The organism is Treponema denticola, from assembly GCF_024181645.1.
In the GTDB taxonomy this organism is placed as follows: domain Bacteria; phylum Spirochaetota; class Spirochaetia; order Treponematales; family Treponemataceae; genus Treponema_B; species Treponema_B denticola_A.
Map to the genome: position 1 here is coordinate 1,349,305 of NZ_CP058624.1, position 14,606 is coordinate 1,363,910.

The 14,606-nt window shown below is 38.8% G+C and carries 13 protein-coding genes; 7 read left to right on the top strand and 6 right to left on the bottom strand.

Going from position 1 to position 14,606, the window contains the following annotated elements:
• Window positions 1-196: 196 nt before the first annotated feature.
• Entirely contained in the window at window positions 197-1,921 is a 1,725-nt protein-coding gene (locus HO345_RS06415; protein WP_253684541.1) for a cation:proton antiporter domain-containing protein, read from the bottom strand.
• 109 nt (window positions 1,922-2,030) lie between these two features.
• On the opposite strand from HO345_RS06415, the gene HO345_RS06420 reads away from it, so the two are divergent.
• Complete coding sequence (locus tag HO345_RS06420) at window positions 2,031-2,270, top strand: hypothetical protein (protein ID WP_253684542.1); 240 nt, start codon at window positions 2,031-2,033, stop codon at window positions 2,268-2,270.
• Window positions 2,271-2,293: 23 nt separating this feature from the next.
• Window positions 2,294-2,959 carry a DUF8091 domain-containing protein gene (locus HO345_RS06425; RefSeq protein ID WP_253684543.1) on the top strand — a complete coding sequence of 222 codons (666 nt, stop codon included), beginning with the start codon at window positions 2,294-2,296 and terminating at the stop codon, window positions 2,957-2,959.
• Window positions 2,960-3,089: 130 nt separating this feature from the next.
• Here the strand turns inward: HO345_RS06425 and HO345_RS06430 are convergent, their stop codons facing one another.
• Entirely contained in the window at window positions 3,090-3,830 is a 741-nt protein-coding gene (locus tag HO345_RS06430; RefSeq protein WP_253684544.1) for a flagellar filament outer layer protein FlaA, read from the bottom strand.
• Between the two features lie 15 nt (window positions 3,831-3,845).
• A complete protein-coding gene (locus HO345_RS06435) occupies window positions 3,846-4,565 on the bottom strand; it encodes a flagellar filament outer layer protein FlaA (RefSeq protein ID WP_010697190.1) in 720 nt (239 codons plus the stop codon).
• A gap of 208 nt (window positions 4,566-4,773) precedes the next feature.
• Here HO345_RS06435 and HO345_RS06440 point away from each other — a divergent pair, with 208 nt between their 5' ends.
• The 5 genes from HO345_RS06440 to HO345_RS06460 are packed head-to-tail and all read left to right on the top strand — an operon-like array spanning window position 4,774 to window position 10,947.
• A complete protein-coding gene (locus HO345_RS06440; protein ID WP_366796635.1) occupies window positions 4,774-6,012 on the top strand; it encodes an HD domain-containing protein in 1,239 nt (412 codons plus the stop codon).
• Window positions 6,013-6,067: 55 nt separating this feature from the next.
• On the top strand, window positions 6,068-6,769 hold the full coding sequence (locus HO345_RS06445; RefSeq protein ID WP_253684546.1) for a late competence development ComFB family protein: 702 nt from the start codon (window positions 6,068-6,070) through the stop codon (window positions 6,767-6,769).
• Window positions 6,769-7,584 carry a phosphoribosylformylglycinamidine synthase I gene (gene purQ, locus HO345_RS06450; RefSeq protein ID WP_366796663.1) on the top strand — a complete coding sequence of 272 codons (816 nt, stop codon included), beginning with the start codon at window positions 6,769-6,771 and terminating at the stop codon, window positions 7,582-7,584. Before HO345_RS06445 ends, purQ begins: the two co-directional genes overlap by 1 nt.
• A 35-nt stretch (window positions 7,585-7,619) precedes the next feature.
• Window positions 7,620-8,939 carry an SH3 domain-containing protein gene (locus HO345_RS06455; protein WP_253684548.1) on the top strand — a complete coding sequence of 440 codons (1,320 nt, stop codon included), beginning with the start codon at window positions 7,620-7,622 and terminating at the stop codon, window positions 8,937-8,939.
• A gap of 4 nt (window positions 8,940-8,943) precedes the next feature.
• Window positions 8,944-10,947, top strand: a complete 2,004-nt coding sequence (locus HO345_RS06460) for an ABC-F family ATP-binding cassette domain-containing protein (RefSeq protein ID WP_253684591.1) — start codon at window positions 8,944-8,946, stop codon at window positions 10,945-10,947.
• A 13-nt stretch (window positions 10,948-10,960) separates the two neighbouring features.
• Here the strand turns inward: HO345_RS06460 and HO345_RS06465 are convergent, their stop codons facing one another.
• Genes HO345_RS06465 through lgt form a run of 3 tightly spaced genes read right to left on the bottom strand, consistent with a single transcriptional unit; the run spans window position 10,961 to window position 14,595 of the window.
• Window positions 10,961-11,584 (bottom strand): DedA family protein, encoded by a 624-nt coding sequence (locus HO345_RS06465; protein ID WP_366796637.1) that lies wholly within the window; start codon window positions 11,582-11,584, stop codon window positions 10,961-10,963.
• Window positions 11,585-11,594: 10 nt separating this feature from the next.
• Window positions 11,595-13,586: an NAD(+) synthase gene (locus HO345_RS06470; RefSeq protein ID WP_253684550.1), complete on the bottom strand. Its 1,992-nt coding sequence runs from the start codon at window positions 13,584-13,586 to the stop codon at window positions 11,595-11,597.
• Complete coding sequence (gene lgt / locus HO345_RS06475) at window positions 13,579-14,595, bottom strand: prolipoprotein diacylglyceryl transferase (RefSeq protein WP_253684551.1); 1,017 nt, start codon at window positions 14,593-14,595, stop codon at window positions 13,579-13,581. Before lgt ends, HO345_RS06470 begins: the two co-directional genes overlap by 8 nt.
• Window positions 14,596-14,606 lie beyond the last annotated feature (11 nt).

Here is a 14,606-nt window from a genome sequence, read left to right on the forward strand (position 1 = left end):
TCAAAAGAGCATAAGAAACCTTTGCTTTTTTATATTTTTTATAAAAAAAGCTCATCTTAAAATAAATGACCAGCTGCCTGCAAAAGATCGCCGAAACAGATTCCAATGCCGGAAAAACTTCAATACTTCGTGATAATACAACAAAAAACAAAGATTTTCAATAGGTTACAAGCTATTTAAAACAAAATGCCTACATTTAGTCCAAACCATAGGTATTTTTATGCAGTTCTATTATTTTTCTGTGTAAAAAATGATCTACGGCATCTTTTTCAGCCATACCTAAGGGCTCGCCATTATCTCCGGTTATAGGAATAGCGTAGGTATCTTTTTCGGTATAAAGTTCATATAGATCTTTTAGACCTGTTTTTTGAGAGCAGACAATATCAGCAGGCTGAATTATGTCCATGGCAAAAACACAGTCATAGATAGCAGTCATGGTTAAGGCTTCCTTTAAGTGATCCAGACTTATCATGCCGGCAAGACTGCCGTCACTGCTTTTAACGGCATAATTTAAGTTAGGACTGCGGCTAAAGGAATCTATTATAGCACTTAGGGGAACATTTTCAGAAATAACGGCAGGAGAATCTGGAGAACAAATTGTTTTTCCGTTTAACATAACATCTCCAACCGATAAAGTTTCCATTAAATCTTCTTCGGTAACATCAAGCCCGCACTCCCCGGATTTTTTTACCCCGTATTTTACACATATAGGCCCTGCCAACTGAACTATAAAGGTCGTTGCCGTAACTATAAGCAGGACTGTAGGCCCGATTGTATCGGAAAAATCATGACCAGCCGAAATTGAAAGGCCGATAGCTACACCGGCCTGACTTAACAGGCAAAACGGCAAGTATTTCTTTACGGTTTCAGGCGCCTTTGTAAGAATGGAACCTAAAATAGCACCTATTGTCTTTCCGCATGTGCGTAAAATAACATATAAAAGAGCCAAAAGGCCTACAAAGGGCGTTACATTCCAAATGTTCAATTTTGCCCCGACCAAAACGAAAAAAAGCACATAGATGGGAGGGGTAAAATTTTCTACTAAAGTAAAAGTGGAACGGGTTTTTGCAGGAGCAAAATTAACCATAAAAAAGCCTAAGGCCATTGCCGCTAAGATGGTATCCAGATCAAGAAGATAAGCAATACCTGTAGAAAGAAGAAGGCAGCCCAATGAAAAGCCTAAAATTCTGCCTGAATCAGTCATCATATTTCTTATAATCAAACTTAACAAAAAGCCTATTATACTTCCCAAACAGATAGAGCCGAAAATATTATAAAGAAGTAAAAGAATCTGTTTTCCGAAGCTCGCCGTTTGGGCACCCAAAAGAGAAGCAGCTATTGAAGAAGCAAGGGCATATAACACAAGGGCAACGGCATCATCCATAGCAACAATACCTAGAACCGTCGTTGTTAATGGGCCTCTGGTTCTGTTTTCGCGTAGAACATCGGTAGTTGCCGCAGGAGCCGTTGCAGAAGAGATTGAGCCTAAAATCAAGCCCAAAGAAATAGAAGAAGCAAAGTCCTTTGTAACAAAGTATGCAACAAGGGAAACTACGATAGAAACCGTTATAAACGGAACTATGGACTCAAAAATCAAGATACCTACAAACTGGGTTCCGTACTTTTTAATTACCTTTGTTTTTAACTCCCCTCCGATTAAAAAACCGATAAGAGCTAAAGCTATACTCGATAAGGGATCTAACGCTGTAATTATTTGAGCCGATAAAATCTGAAAACCGGACTGCCCTATTATTATGCCGATTACAATATAACCTACAACCTGAGGAATCTTTAGTTTTTTAAAAACGGTTCCTCCAAAGGCACCTAAAAGCAATATTATGCCTAAAAGTAAAATAAGATTTGTATTTTCAATCCGTGAAAAGTGCATAAAAGCGGGAAGGAATTCAGCCAATTTATTCATATCCGTAAATACTACCCCTTTCAAAAAAAAATGTAAATAAGATAACGGAAGAAAAAGTAAAATTTTTAAGTAAATTGACAAGGACTTAAAAAGAGTGTAAACTCCTCCTATGACCCTGTATGAATATTATATCGTTTACCCTGACGGAGAAAAGCAAGAAATAGGAGGCCCTGTATCCATAGGAGCCTTTTTAGACATCAATGGAAATGAACTGCCTCAAAGACTTCCTACGAATAAGATGATAGTATATCAGGTACAAAGTAAACGTACTATCGAAAACCGCGGAATAGTCCAAATTATTTATGTTGTTGAACAGTTTGATGCCGAAGAACTTCTAGACTATGTTTAAAAACCGAAAACTATATGTAATAAATGATAAATACCTATAACGAAAGCGATTTACACAAAAGTCTAAAAGAACACTTTTGCCCAAAAAACGGAAAAACAGAACAGCCGCTTTTAGGAAGCATCTGCGATATTCTTTGCGATACAGGAAAAGTAATCGAAATACAAACCTCAAATCTAAGTGCCCTAAGAATAAAGCTAGAAAAATTTTTACCCTCTCACAAGGTTTTAATAATTTACCCTATAGCTGTCGATGCGTACATACATGTCATAAATCAAGACGGTTCAACAAGACATAGGAGAAAAAGCCCTAAACACGGCTCCTTTTTTCAAATTTTTAGGGAGCTTTCCAGCCTTTATCATCTTATAGATAATAAAAACTTAAGTTTTAAACTTGTATATATAAACTGCGAGGTTATAAAAGCCGATACAGGACCTAAAAAAAGAAAGACTTACCGCCCCGGAATCATAAATAAAAAGCTAATCGAAATCCACAGCACCGAAGACTATAAGAATATGAAAGATATATGCAAAAAGACCTTAGATCTTCTTCCTGAAGAATTTACAAATCAAGACATAAAAAATATTGGAGCAAAAAGCTATGCCTCTTATACAGGCTGGTTTTTAAGCAAGGCAGGACTGACAAGGTCTGAAGGCAAAAGAGGAAGGTTTAAACTTTACAAGAAGATTTAGATTAAAACTCGTTTAGCGGCTTACAATCTTGAGTAAAAATAAAAAAGGTTAAAAACATCCATGGGAGTTTTTAACCTTTTTAGGATAATTAAATTTTTATAGATAAAATAAGCTTATCATAAAAGCTATTTTACCAGTTATCAGACATATCGTCCTTATCTCGCATATCAACTTCATACAAGTCGCTTACAACGCGAAGATCATCAAAGTAGATGTAATAATGACCATAGGCTTCTTCAGGATCACATTCAATTCTGAAACCTACAATCTTAAGGCCCATACTTGTGCCGTAGTGATAATCCTTTTGTATAATACCTGTCTTTCCGGCAGAGTTCTGCGGGGGAATAGCAACGGTCATAAGTTTCCAACCGGAATGATTTAATTTTCCAACATAGAGTTCAAATCTCTTACCCCAAAAGTCTTCTACTATCAATTTCATCGTATGGGGATAACTTCGGCCTACAACCCAAACACTTGCAGTTTTTGCGATTCCTTCTACAGGCAGGGCTTTCGTTGCGTGAACCTCAAACGAGTTATATCCGCGTCGATAAAAAGAAACTTTTACTCCGAGAACCTTATCATCTGCAAGCTCAAGACCTTCTTCTGCAGGAATAGGTTTCTTATTCAGAGGATTACCATTAAAAAGTCTGGCACGTATTACACCCTCATCGGCAGACATTTTTGCATACCAAGTACCTTCAGTTTCAAATTTGTCAATAGAAACTTCTTTAATTCTCTGCTCTGCAGTATCAATTCCGACTTTATTCGGATCGGCAGCATCTATTGTAGAAAAATCATTACTATTTTGCTGGGCAAAAGAAAATGCAACCAAACCTACTAAAAACAAAATTACAGCTATACTCTTTTTCATACCTTAACCTCCGTTTTATTCAGCCTTTTTTTCAAAATCGACTTCACCCAATTCATAGCCGTCAAACGAGTCAACAAATGCATCGGTTAAAGCTTTAAATTGATCAAAATAAATCTTAAAGTCATCTACTCTTTCAAAAGGTGCAGTCCTAATTCTAAAAGCGACAAAAGTCAATTTATTTTTATTTCCAAGATATCTGGAGGCTTGAGGAATATTAGTCGGTACCGTAACATGCATATTTTGCCAACCCTTAAAGTTAACATAACCTAAAGGCAATGTATGTATTCTTCCTTCACAGTCTCGTACGAGGATTTCTATGTTATAGTAGTATCCTGCCCCCCAAACCCACATATCCAATCGTTGAATACGTCCTTTAAAAGGAATTTCATAGGCTTCTAAGCCTTTTTCTCCTTTTTTTGTCGGAATAATATCGACCCAATTATCACCTTTACGGTTAAATTTCACTTGCATTCCAAGAAATTTAGCCTTTTCGGGATCTTCCTGCATTACTCTAAGCGAATGAGGCATTCCGTCAATATACTTTAAAACAGGATATCCATCAGTAACAAATTTACTGCCGACTGCGTGATATGCCCAATCCTGACCCTCAGGATCATCAAATGTATCGACCATATAAGTTTGATAATTAATCGAACCTTGCTGCGCCGTTAAAGGTGCAAATGCGAACAACAACATTAAAGCAATGCCCGCAAAAACTAAACCGCCATGTTTCATTTATAACTCCTTTTGTTTCGTTTCAAACTCTGTGTTGTATTATATTGTAAAAAACATTATTTGTCAAACAAAAAAACAACATTTTCTGCAAAAAATAAGTACACATAGTGAGTATCGGCAAATTCAATCCGTTTCTACAGGGGTATTCAAATATAAAATCCCTGTTATCGACATTATACCAAATTTATGTTAGAATATCAATTACCTTATGACAGAATTAACCAATTTTTCCAAACCTCTCCGCGATCCCATATGGAAGCACATATGGATGAGCGATGAATTATACGAAATAACCAAAGAAGAGCCCTTTATGCGCCTATATAATATAAAGCAGCTGGGCCCTGCAGAACTTGTTTATCCCGGTGCAAGTCATACGAGAGCAGGACACAGCATAGGAGTTTACAACATAGCCCTAAAAATGCTCAATATTTTGTTAAAAAAGGGGGCAGACTCTTGGGTTTCAAAAGAAGGTGCTATGTCCTTTTTAGCGGCAGCCTTACTCCATGACCTTGGGCACTTTCCTTTTACTCACTCCCTTAAAGAATTAAAGCTAAAAGAGCATGAAGAACTTACGGGAGAGCTTATCTTAAAAGAGCCTTTGCGTTCTGCAGCAGCCAAAACAGGTGCTGCCCCTGAACAGACGGCCGCTATAATAACAGGCAAAGGTATGGAGGATCCGGAAACCGTTTTTTTTCAAAAACTTCTTTCAGGAGTCTTAGACCCCGATAAATTAGACTACCTAAACAGAGATGCTTTTTATTGCGGGGTTCCTTACGGGATTCAGGATACGGATTTTATCCTTTCGCAGCTTCTTCCGGATAAAAAAAACGGAATAAAGATAGAATCTAAGGCAATCTTAAGCGTTGAAAGCATTTTATTTTCAAAATATCTTATGTATAAGTCGGTTTACTGGCACAAAGATGTGCGTATAGCAACGGCTATGATGAAAAAAGCCATATTTACAGGGCTGGAAAGAGCCGAATTCTCACCTCAAGACCTATACCACCAAGATGATAAGGGCATTTTCAGGCTTTTAGAAAAAAGCAATTACCCCGAAAAAAAATTAGCAGAAGACTTAAGACTTGGTAAAATATATCGCATAATAGCCGAGGAAGCCTTTCAAAGCGATAATCCCAAGCACCACAACTTGGAGGATCTGCATAAACGCCTAAAAGCTGAAGAGGGCTTGGCTGAATATTTTTCAAATAAAACAGGAAGCAAAATAGGCAGTGAAGACATTATTATAGATATCCCTGAACGTATTTCTTTTGAATCCGATCTTTTTATAGAAGATGAAAAAAAGATATTCAGCGAAAGCTCCACCGTTTTCTCAAAAGAATTTATAAAAACTCTTGTACCTTCTTTAAGAAAAATAAGGATAGCCGTTTCGGATAAAATTTATAAAAAAGTCATAAATCTTAAGCAAACAACCTTGCCGATTTTTTAAATATAGGGTAAAATAGGTTGGCACCGATATGCCGATTAACCTAAGGAGAGTATTTATGATCATTCATAACGTTATGGAAGACTTGGTATATACCGAAGTCAACAAACTATTTGATGAAGCCGAAGAAAAAAAAGAAAGCTGGCTTACATGCAGTTGTATGCAATGCAGAGTTGACACCATGTGCTATGTACTCAACCGGGTTAAACCCCGCTATATAAAATCGGGTAGAGGCCTCGCTCACTTTTTAAAATTCGAAAAAACGGAAAAAGTACAGATTATGGCCGATATTACAAGTTTGGTAATTGAGGGTATGCACAAGGTTCTTTCTACAAAAAGGCCTCATGACAATGACCCTATAATCGAAGCAGAAAATAGTCCCGTTTTTAACTTTCCGGCTATAACAGGCAATATCTTAAATGGAAGCAATTTTAGACCGATGGAAGATGTTACAATAAGCCTTAAAATGAACGGAGAAATAGTACCCCAGATGAGCATTCTTTGGGACAATCCTTATACAATATCGGAAAAGACACCCGGAGCTTATACCTTTTGTCCAAAAGCGCTTCCTGCGAAAAAGGCTGGAGATACGGAAAAATTTATTTTTGTCCTCAGGGCAGAAAAAGAAGGCTTTGATCCGACTAATTTTTCATTCGATATTGAATTAACGGCAGAAGACATGGTAAAATCTCCATTGGACTCTTCAAATTTCTATCAAATCAAGAATTTGTTCTTATGCGAACACAGTGAGGAAGAATAATAATGAAACCCAGAGCCCTAGTATTACACGCAACAGGTACCAATAGAGACGGAGATGCGGCAAGAGCCTTAGAACTTGCAGGAGCCGCACCTGAAATTGTACATATAAACAAACTTAAAGCAAAAGAAAAAAATTGGAAGGATTATTCAATTCTTGTAATTCCGGGCGGTTTTTCTTATGCAGATGCTCTGGGAGCAGGCAAACTTTTTGCACTCGATTTAAGCAATTACTTTTTTGACGAGGTAAGCGAATTCGTATCGTCAGGAAAGCCGGTCATAGGCATTTGTAACGGTTTTCAGGTTTTGGTAAAATCAGGCATCCTCCCCGGAAAAGAAAAAGACGGAAAGGTAATTTTAGATAAGGACGGCTATAAAAACAGACAGGCTACCCTAACCTATAATAAACAAGGCAGATTTGAGTGCCGCTTTACAACTATGATTCCTAAAAAATCAAACTGTATCTGGACAAAGGATCTAAAGGGCAATATACACTGTCCGATAGCCCACGGTGAAGGACGTTTTTTGACCGACTCTCAAAAAACACTTGATAACTTGTTAGAAAAAGGACAGATTGCTCTGGTTTACGGAGGAAGGGAAGCCGATAAGGGGATCCCTGCAAACGGAGAATACCCCTTTAATCCTAACGGATCGCTTGCAGATATAGCCGGCATATGCAATACTAAGGGAAATGTGCTTGGCCTCATGCCCCATCCCGAAAATAATGTAGTTATAAGAGAAAGGGATTCGGAAGAAGAAAAAGCACGCACAAAACTCTGTCTCGATATGTGGAGGGCCGGAGTCAATTACGTTCTATAAAAAAATATTTTAAGAAATATTTTGAGGTATTTGCCATGAATAATTTTTTTCAAAAATGGAAACTGTTTATTTTTATCGTAGTGTTTGCTGTGCCATTAGCTCTTTTTTTTAGCTCATGTTCAAAAAAGCTGGGGTACGGTGTAGTAAACTGGTCAATTCCAGAATATAACCTTACTGCAGGAGATATAATTCCGGTTTATGTAAAATCTAATATTGAAAAGGTTTACATCGTAGGCCTCAACGAAAAAACGGCAGTCAGAGTCGAGATTCCTCTTTGGCAGATTACCTTTTTTGAATCAAAAAAAGATGCGGTTAGGTTTCAGGCAAGATTAAGCGAGCATAAACACGCTTATGCAAGGGTAAAGTTGGATGGTCTTCCTATGCGCTCAAACCCTGACAATACCTCAAATCAGGTTTACCGCTTAAAATTAGGACAACTTGTAAAAATTCTTTGGTTCGGAGAAGGCGTTCCTGTTTTAAAGGGCGGAAAACCGATGGACGGCCAATGGTATGAGGTTATAACCGAGGACGGAGTAAGGGGCTGGTGCTTTTCATATAATCTAACCATCTATGATGAAAGAGAAAGCGAATCCTCCGAAAACACGAATTTAGCCCAAGAAAAAGATGCAGAGCTTGAAGCGGTTCTAAACGAATTTTGGTATCCCGAAAATTACCGAAAAATGATAAACAACAGGCAGGTTGATCTCGATAAAATGAGCCTTACTTGGGGCTTCTTCCCCGGTTTACGGTCAGGTATTGCAAGAGTCGAGCTTCAAAACACAAGGCTTTCTTTTCCATACACAAAGATTACAAAAATCGGAAACAAATACCTTTTTGAAGGTTCCAACCTTTCTCTGCAGATAAGAGGTCAAGATATCATCACTCTCGAATTTTCCGATACTAATGGAAAACTCAGACAGGAAAACTTTATTACCCTAAATGCCTCGCCTGAAAATATTATCAATAACGAAATAAAAAGAAGAGAAGCTGTAATAGATAAAATAGCCAAAACTTCATCCGAATTTACATCGGAAAATTTCGGCTCTTTGAAAATACTGCCTGACGGGCAATTTATTTGGAGCGGATATAGCCTTATAACCCCTTCAATTATACCTTCGGGAGCAGGTTCTTCGGGCAAGGTTAGTTTAAAACATTTCTTAGACAAAAAACTTTCAGGGGACTATGAAGGTGTTTTAAGTTTTAAATTTGAAAAAACATCTGAGCCGGTTGTATTTATGTACAGTATTTCGTCCAAAGGACTCCGCCTTGAAGCAGTAGAAGCTTCAAGCATACAGGATAATCTTGTAACACGCCGTAGTTTAGATCCGGTAATCTTATTCTTTGCAGCAAAATAGAGCCATGCCCTTTATACAGCTTTCAAAGATTTCTCTTGCCTTTGGGGACAGAGATATTTTAAAGGATATAACCCTCATATTAACAGCCGGAACAAAGGCCGCCCTTACCGGAGCAAACGGCTGCGGCAAGTCTACCTTAATGAAGATTGTTGCAGGCCAAATAAAGGCAGATTCAGGCGATATAGCCTCAGAAAAAGATACGTCAATAGCCTACCTTCCCCAATCGGGAATCGTCCACAAGGGCAAAACCTTGGCGGAAGAGGCCGAAACAGCCTTTGCCTACGGCTACGATATTATCAAAGCCATGGACGAGGTCGGCGAAAAAATGAAAACCGAAAAAGATGAGCAAAAACTTATCGCCTTAGCAAACGATTATCATGCCTTGCAGACAAGGCTTGAAAATTCCGGCTGGAATTCAAAAAAAGGCCTTATTGACGAAACCTTACGGGGCTTGGGCTTTTCTTCAGCGGATTTTAATAAAAACACGGAAGAATTTTCAGGCGGCTGGCAAATGCGTATAGCTCTTGCAAAGGTTCTTTTACAAAATGCCGACATAATTGTTCTTGACGAACCCACAAACTACCTCGATATCGAAGCCCGATCTTGGCTTGAGCTTTGGCTTAAAAAATTTAAGGGAGGGTTTTTGCTTGTAAGCCATGACCGCTACTTTTTGGATCAAACGGTAACCGAAACTTACGAGCTTTTTAAGGGAACCTTAAAAAAATATAAGGGAACCTACAGCGACTACGAAAGGATAAGAACTATCGAAGTTGAAGGCCTTATAAAGGCTTATGAGCAGCAGCAGGAAGAAATAGCCAAAACCGAAGACTTTATCCGTAAATTCAGATATACGGAAAGCCGTGCAGCCTTGGTGCAGGACAGAATAAGGCGGCTCGAAAAAATGGAAAGAATAGAGCTTCCCGAACATCTAAAAAAAATCCGCTTCAGCTTTCCTCCGGCCCCTCATTCGGGTAAAATAGTCCTACAGGCAGAAGGAATAAGCAAGGCGTATAGCAGGGCTTATAGCCCGGCTGGAAGCCCGACCTACGGCCAAACCGGCGGCCTTCACAGGGTACTCGAAAATTTGGATTTAACAGTCGAAAAGGGCGAACGCCTTGTTTTGGCAGGAAAAAACGGAGCAGGAAAATCAACCCTCCTGCGTATCCTTGCAGGGGAGGATAAAAACTTTACAGGGAGCTTAAAAGAAGGGGTCGGAGTTAAAATGGGCTATTTTTCTCAAGATGAATCTGAGACTATTACAGGGAGCGAAAGCATAATAGAACTCCTTGAACGCTCGGCTCCTACCGAACTTGTTCCTAAGCTTTATGATATGCTTGCAGCCTTTTTATTCCGAGGAGACGATATTTATAAAAGCCTTTCGGTCCTATCGGGAGGTGAAAAATCGAGGCTTGCCCTCCTCCTTCTTCTTTTAAAGCCCTTGAACCTTTTAATCTTGGATGAGCCCACAAACCATTTGGATTTACATTCAAAGGATGTGCTCTTGGATGCCCTAAAACGCTTTGACGGAACTGTAGTTTTTGTATCTCACGATAAGGGCTTTATACAGGAACTTGCTACAAGGGTATTGGAACTCAAGGCTGACGAAGAAGGCTTAAAACCCTCAAAGATAAGGAATTTTCCGGGAAGCTATGATTATTATCTTTATCGGATCGAACAAGAGGAGGCCGAAGATAAAAACGGGGCTATAAGAAAAACCGATAAGACCGATGCTTCAAAGGTCTCTGCCAACCTATCTTACGAGGAACAAAAACGGCTCCGCTCGGAAAGAAGAAAATTAGAAAAAGAAGAAGAAAGGCTTTTAAACGAAATAGAAAAATGCGAAGCGGAAATAGCTGAAAATGAAGCCCTCCTCGCCGAGCCCGAAGTCTACTCCAACGGCGAAAAAAGCAGATCCGTTCAGAAAAAAATAGAGGAACTAAGGGCAAGAGCTGAAGAACTTTCGGAAAGCTGGGCAGAGGCAGCTTCCAAATTGGAAACGAGTATATAAATCGAAATAAGCCTTATTTTTTCTCTTGGTCGAGTTTTTTATCGGCAAATTTAAAAAGCTTTCCGGAAGTTACAAGATAGGCACCGGCAGCCAAGAAAAGGACAAACATTACAATTCCGAATATCTTCATAAAATCGCCGCCTTTCCTGCCGAAAAAGTAAACCAGGCTGTACAAGACGGTAATATTACATATTGCAGCTACTAAATCATAGATAAAAAACTTATAAAACGGATATTTTACAAAGCCGCTCGTCATCGATACTGCATTGCGGACTCCGAAGGGGATAAAGCGGCAAATTATAAATGTAAAAATGCCGTGCTTTTGAAGGGCCTTTAAAAGACGGTAAGTATTTTCCTTTGTTATAATTTTTGAAAAAAGCCCAATAGATATTGATCCCTTAGAAATCAGCCTCCCCCAACCATATACCATACAGTCGCTTACAAATGCGCCCACATAAAGAGCTGCCAAAAAATGAGGAATGGAAGCCTTTTCGCCTTGAGAAAAAATAGCCGACATTGCAACAAGAATATCTTCTGAAATAGGTATATTAAAGCCTCCGAGGAGTAGGCCGATAAAAACCACAAGTGGGAAATAAGTTATATAGTTACCTATCCAGTTCAAAAACGCTGTCAACATGCAGGTTATGTTACATTATTTTAGGTAAAAATTCAAGCTCTGTCAGCCATATTTTTGCAGATATTTCGGAAGGCATAAGCCATTCACCTCGAGGAGAAAGGGAAAATCCCGTAACCGAAGCCCCTTCGGGGCTGCATGATCTTTTAAACTGCTGGGAGAAAAATCTTTTATAAAAAAGATTCAGCCATTTTAAAATCTCGGCCTTGGAATAAGAGGAATCCTTAAAAGCCTCAAGGGCAAGAAAATAAACCTTTTTAGGCGAAAAACCGTTTCCTATTACATGATAAATAAAAAAATCGTGAAGTTCATAGGGACCTAGTATATCCTCGGTTTTTTGAGAAATTTCTCCGTTTTCAGGCGGAAGAAGTTCCGGACTTACAGGCGTATTTATTATATTTGATAGAAGCTCAAAAAATGCGGAATTTTTCTTTTCATCTTCAAAAAAAATTTTATTATCGGCAAAGGCAAGTATACAGTCCTTTAGAAGGGTCTTTGGAATTGAAGAGTTGACCTCGTACATCGACATTTGATCCCCTCCGTAGGTCATCCATCCCAAGGCCGACTCAGAGAGGTCTCCCGATCCCACCATTATACCGTCGATTTGGTTTGCCTTATCCATCAAAATCTGAGTCCTTTCACGGGCTTGGGCATTTTCATAAGCAATATCATGATTATCAATATCTTGCCCTATGTCTGAAAAGTGCTGCACCATAGCCTTTTCAATGGGGATTTCCAAAAGTGTACAGCCTAAAGTTTTTGCAAGAGCCGAAGCATTGTTTTTTGTTTTTTCGGTTGTGCCGAAACCGGGCATGGTAACGGCATAGAGATTTTTAAAATCAATATTTAAAAGTTTAAGGGCATAGGCACTTGCAAGGAGGGCCAAAGAAGAATCCAAGCCTCCGGAAATACCTACAAGGCATTTTGAACAGCCTATAAACTGAAGACGCCTTGCAAGGGCAGAGCTTTGGAAAAAAATAAGCTCCGAAAAGAAATTCTTATAGATAAACTTTTTATGAAGTTCATCGCAATCAGGTAAAAAAGGATTTTTTTGTACATGATAGTTTAAGGCCTTCTTGGTATTGGAGCGTTCTTTTTCGATTAAAATCTCCCAATCGGAATCAGAAGTTTTCGAAAGTTTTGAGCTTAATTTTTGTCCTTTTAAAAATTCCGTATCAATGTCGGAAGATATGTAAAACTCTGCTTTTGAAGAAACAGACAGCTTTTCTAAAAGCACCTCTTTTAAAAATGATTTAAACTTAAGTTCTTTTCCGTTTTCAAATATACCGCATTCACCTGCAAAAATATAATCCGAAACCGACTCCCCCATTCCGCAGTTTGCAAAAGCTATGGCCGATTTTTTCTCGGCCGAAAGAGCCTTATACCCTTGCCGCATAGCAGAAGCTCCGAGAGGTTTTGAAGGCTCTGCAAGAGGAGTTAAAATAAGATCCGCACAAGAAGACGAATCAAAAGAAAATGAAAAAACTGTGTTAGGGCCGGAGGAATTCTTATGGTTTACAATAAATTTAAAACCCTTCCCAAAGGGAATATTTTCTCCGCAGAATGGAATCAGGCATGGTTCTTCTTCAAAATCTGAAAAAATAGAACATAAAAACTTGGAAGGAAGATGGGGTACAATGGCCATAAGTTTTCCGCTGCTTATTACTGCCGAGGAGGTATAAAGATTGTGCCTATATAAAAAAGGAAGGCCTACAACAGACACGATAGAAAATTGCTTAGTTTTTTCGGCTAATATCTTTACGGCATCAAGGGCTTTTTGGATTAAAAGAGACTGTTTAAAAACGGAACCTAAGGAAGCTCCGGTAATCGAAGCTTGAGGAAAAAGGATAAGGTTTGCACCGTCTTTTTCAGCTTTTTTAATCTCTTGAAGATGAAGATTTACATTTTCTTCTATGTCTGCAAGAGAAATTTTAGGAGATGAAACCGCAATGCGGTAAAAGCCGAGTTCTTCAATACAAAAATTAAAGTCTTTTTTTTTATCCATCGATTTTCCCTTTTTTATCTTGCAAATTTTTGTCTTTTAAATAAAGAATTAACATCGCCGCAAGAGAGCCGAGAATCATTAAAGCACATAAAATTTGTCCCGTAGATATATTTGTCCACGATTCATAAACATAAATATTGGAGGCCCCTGTTCCAAAGGATATTGGATAGCCCTTGTTTGCATCCGGCTGGCGGAAATATTCGATAAAAAACCTAAAAAAGCCGTAACCCAATGTATAAATACAAACCAAAAAGCCGTCAAAGGGCTTTTTTTTGCGGAGGAGCCATAAAATAAGCCAAAGCATAATTCCTTCAAAAAAGGCCTCATAGAGCTGGCTCGGATGGCGGGGCAGATTTATCATTAAAGCTCCTTCCTGTACAACCATACCTGCTTGTTCTGCAAAATCCCTGACCCAGCTTTCGGCCAGATAAAATCGATCCGAAATAGGAGTTTGAGGAAAAATCATTCCTATCTTGCTCGCCGTTATGCGGCCGTAAAGCTCTCCGTTTGCAAAGTTACCGAGACGGCCGAAGGTATAGCCTAGAGGAATTGAAACAGCCATAAGGTCTGCAACTGCTGCAAATTTAAATTTAGATTTTTTTGTCCAGAGGATGACCCCTAAAAAACCTCCTATAAAGCCTCCGTGATAGGACATACCTTGAAAACCTGTAAAGGTTAGATTTCCGGCTCCGTCCCTTGCAAAGGGCCAAAAAATAAGCCAAGGCGCTTTTAAGTAGGTTTCAGGATTATAGACGAGGGTTCCGAAAATTCGCGCACCCAAAATAAGCCCTAAAATTCCCCAGATAAAAAGGTCTGCAATATCATCTTGCGTCATAGCCTTTTGACAGCCTGAATATCGTTCAAATTCGCCCTTGTTTACCTGATAAGAAAACAAAAAATAGGCTATTCCAAAGGCAACAAGATACATAAGACCGTACCAACGTAAAAATGGCAGCCCCGGAATAATTTCGGGATGAAGCCATGAAGGATATTGTATAGCTAAAAGCATTTTAAACCTCT

What these genes read in the sequence shown, in the direction of transcription:
- HO345_RS06430 (WP_253684544.1), bottom strand. Translation starts at nt 3,830, where the DNA reads ATGAAAAAGAGTATAGCTGTAATTTTGTTTTTAGTAGGTTTGGTTGCA.
- HO345_RS06425 (WP_253684543.1), top strand. Translation starts at nt 2,294, where the DNA reads ATGATAAATACCTATAACGAAAGCGATTTACACAAAAGTCTAAAAGAA.
- lgt (WP_253684551.1), bottom strand. Translation starts at nt 14,595, where the DNA reads ATGCTTTTAGCTATACAATATCCTTCATGGCTTCATCCCGAAATTATT.
- HO345_RS06420 (WP_253684542.1), top strand. Translation starts at nt 2,031, where the DNA reads ATGACCCTGTATGAATATTATATCGTTTACCCTGACGGAGAAAAGCAA.
- HO345_RS06465 (WP_366796637.1), bottom strand. Translation starts at nt 11,584, where the DNA reads ATGTTGACAGCGTTTTTGAACTGGATAGGTAACTATATAACTTATTTC.
- HO345_RS06445 (WP_253684546.1), top strand. Translation starts at nt 6,068, where the DNA reads ATGATCATTCATAACGTTATGGAAGACTTGGTATATACCGAAGTCAAC.
- HO345_RS06415 (WP_253684541.1), bottom strand. Translation starts at nt 1,921, where the DNA reads ATGAATAAATTGGCTGAATTCCTTCCCGCTTTTATGCACTTTTCACGG.
- HO345_RS06460 (WP_253684591.1), top strand. Translation starts at nt 8,944, where the DNA reads ATGCCCTTTATACAGCTTTCAAAGATTTCTCTTGCCTTTGGGGACAGA.
- HO345_RS06440 (WP_366796635.1), top strand. Translation starts at nt 4,774, where the DNA reads ATGACAGAATTAACCAATTTTTCCAAACCTCTCCGCGATCCCATATGG.
- HO345_RS06435 (WP_010697190.1), bottom strand. Translation starts at nt 4,565, where the DNA reads ATGAAACATGGCGGTTTAGTTTTTGCGGGCATTGCTTTAATGTTGTTG.
- HO345_RS06455 (WP_253684548.1), top strand. Translation starts at nt 7,620, where the DNA reads ATGAATAATTTTTTTCAAAAATGGAAACTGTTTATTTTTATCGTAGTG.
- HO345_RS06470 (WP_253684550.1), bottom strand. Translation starts at nt 13,586, where the DNA reads ATGGATAAAAAAAAAGACTTTAATTTTTGTATTGAAGAACTCGGCTTT.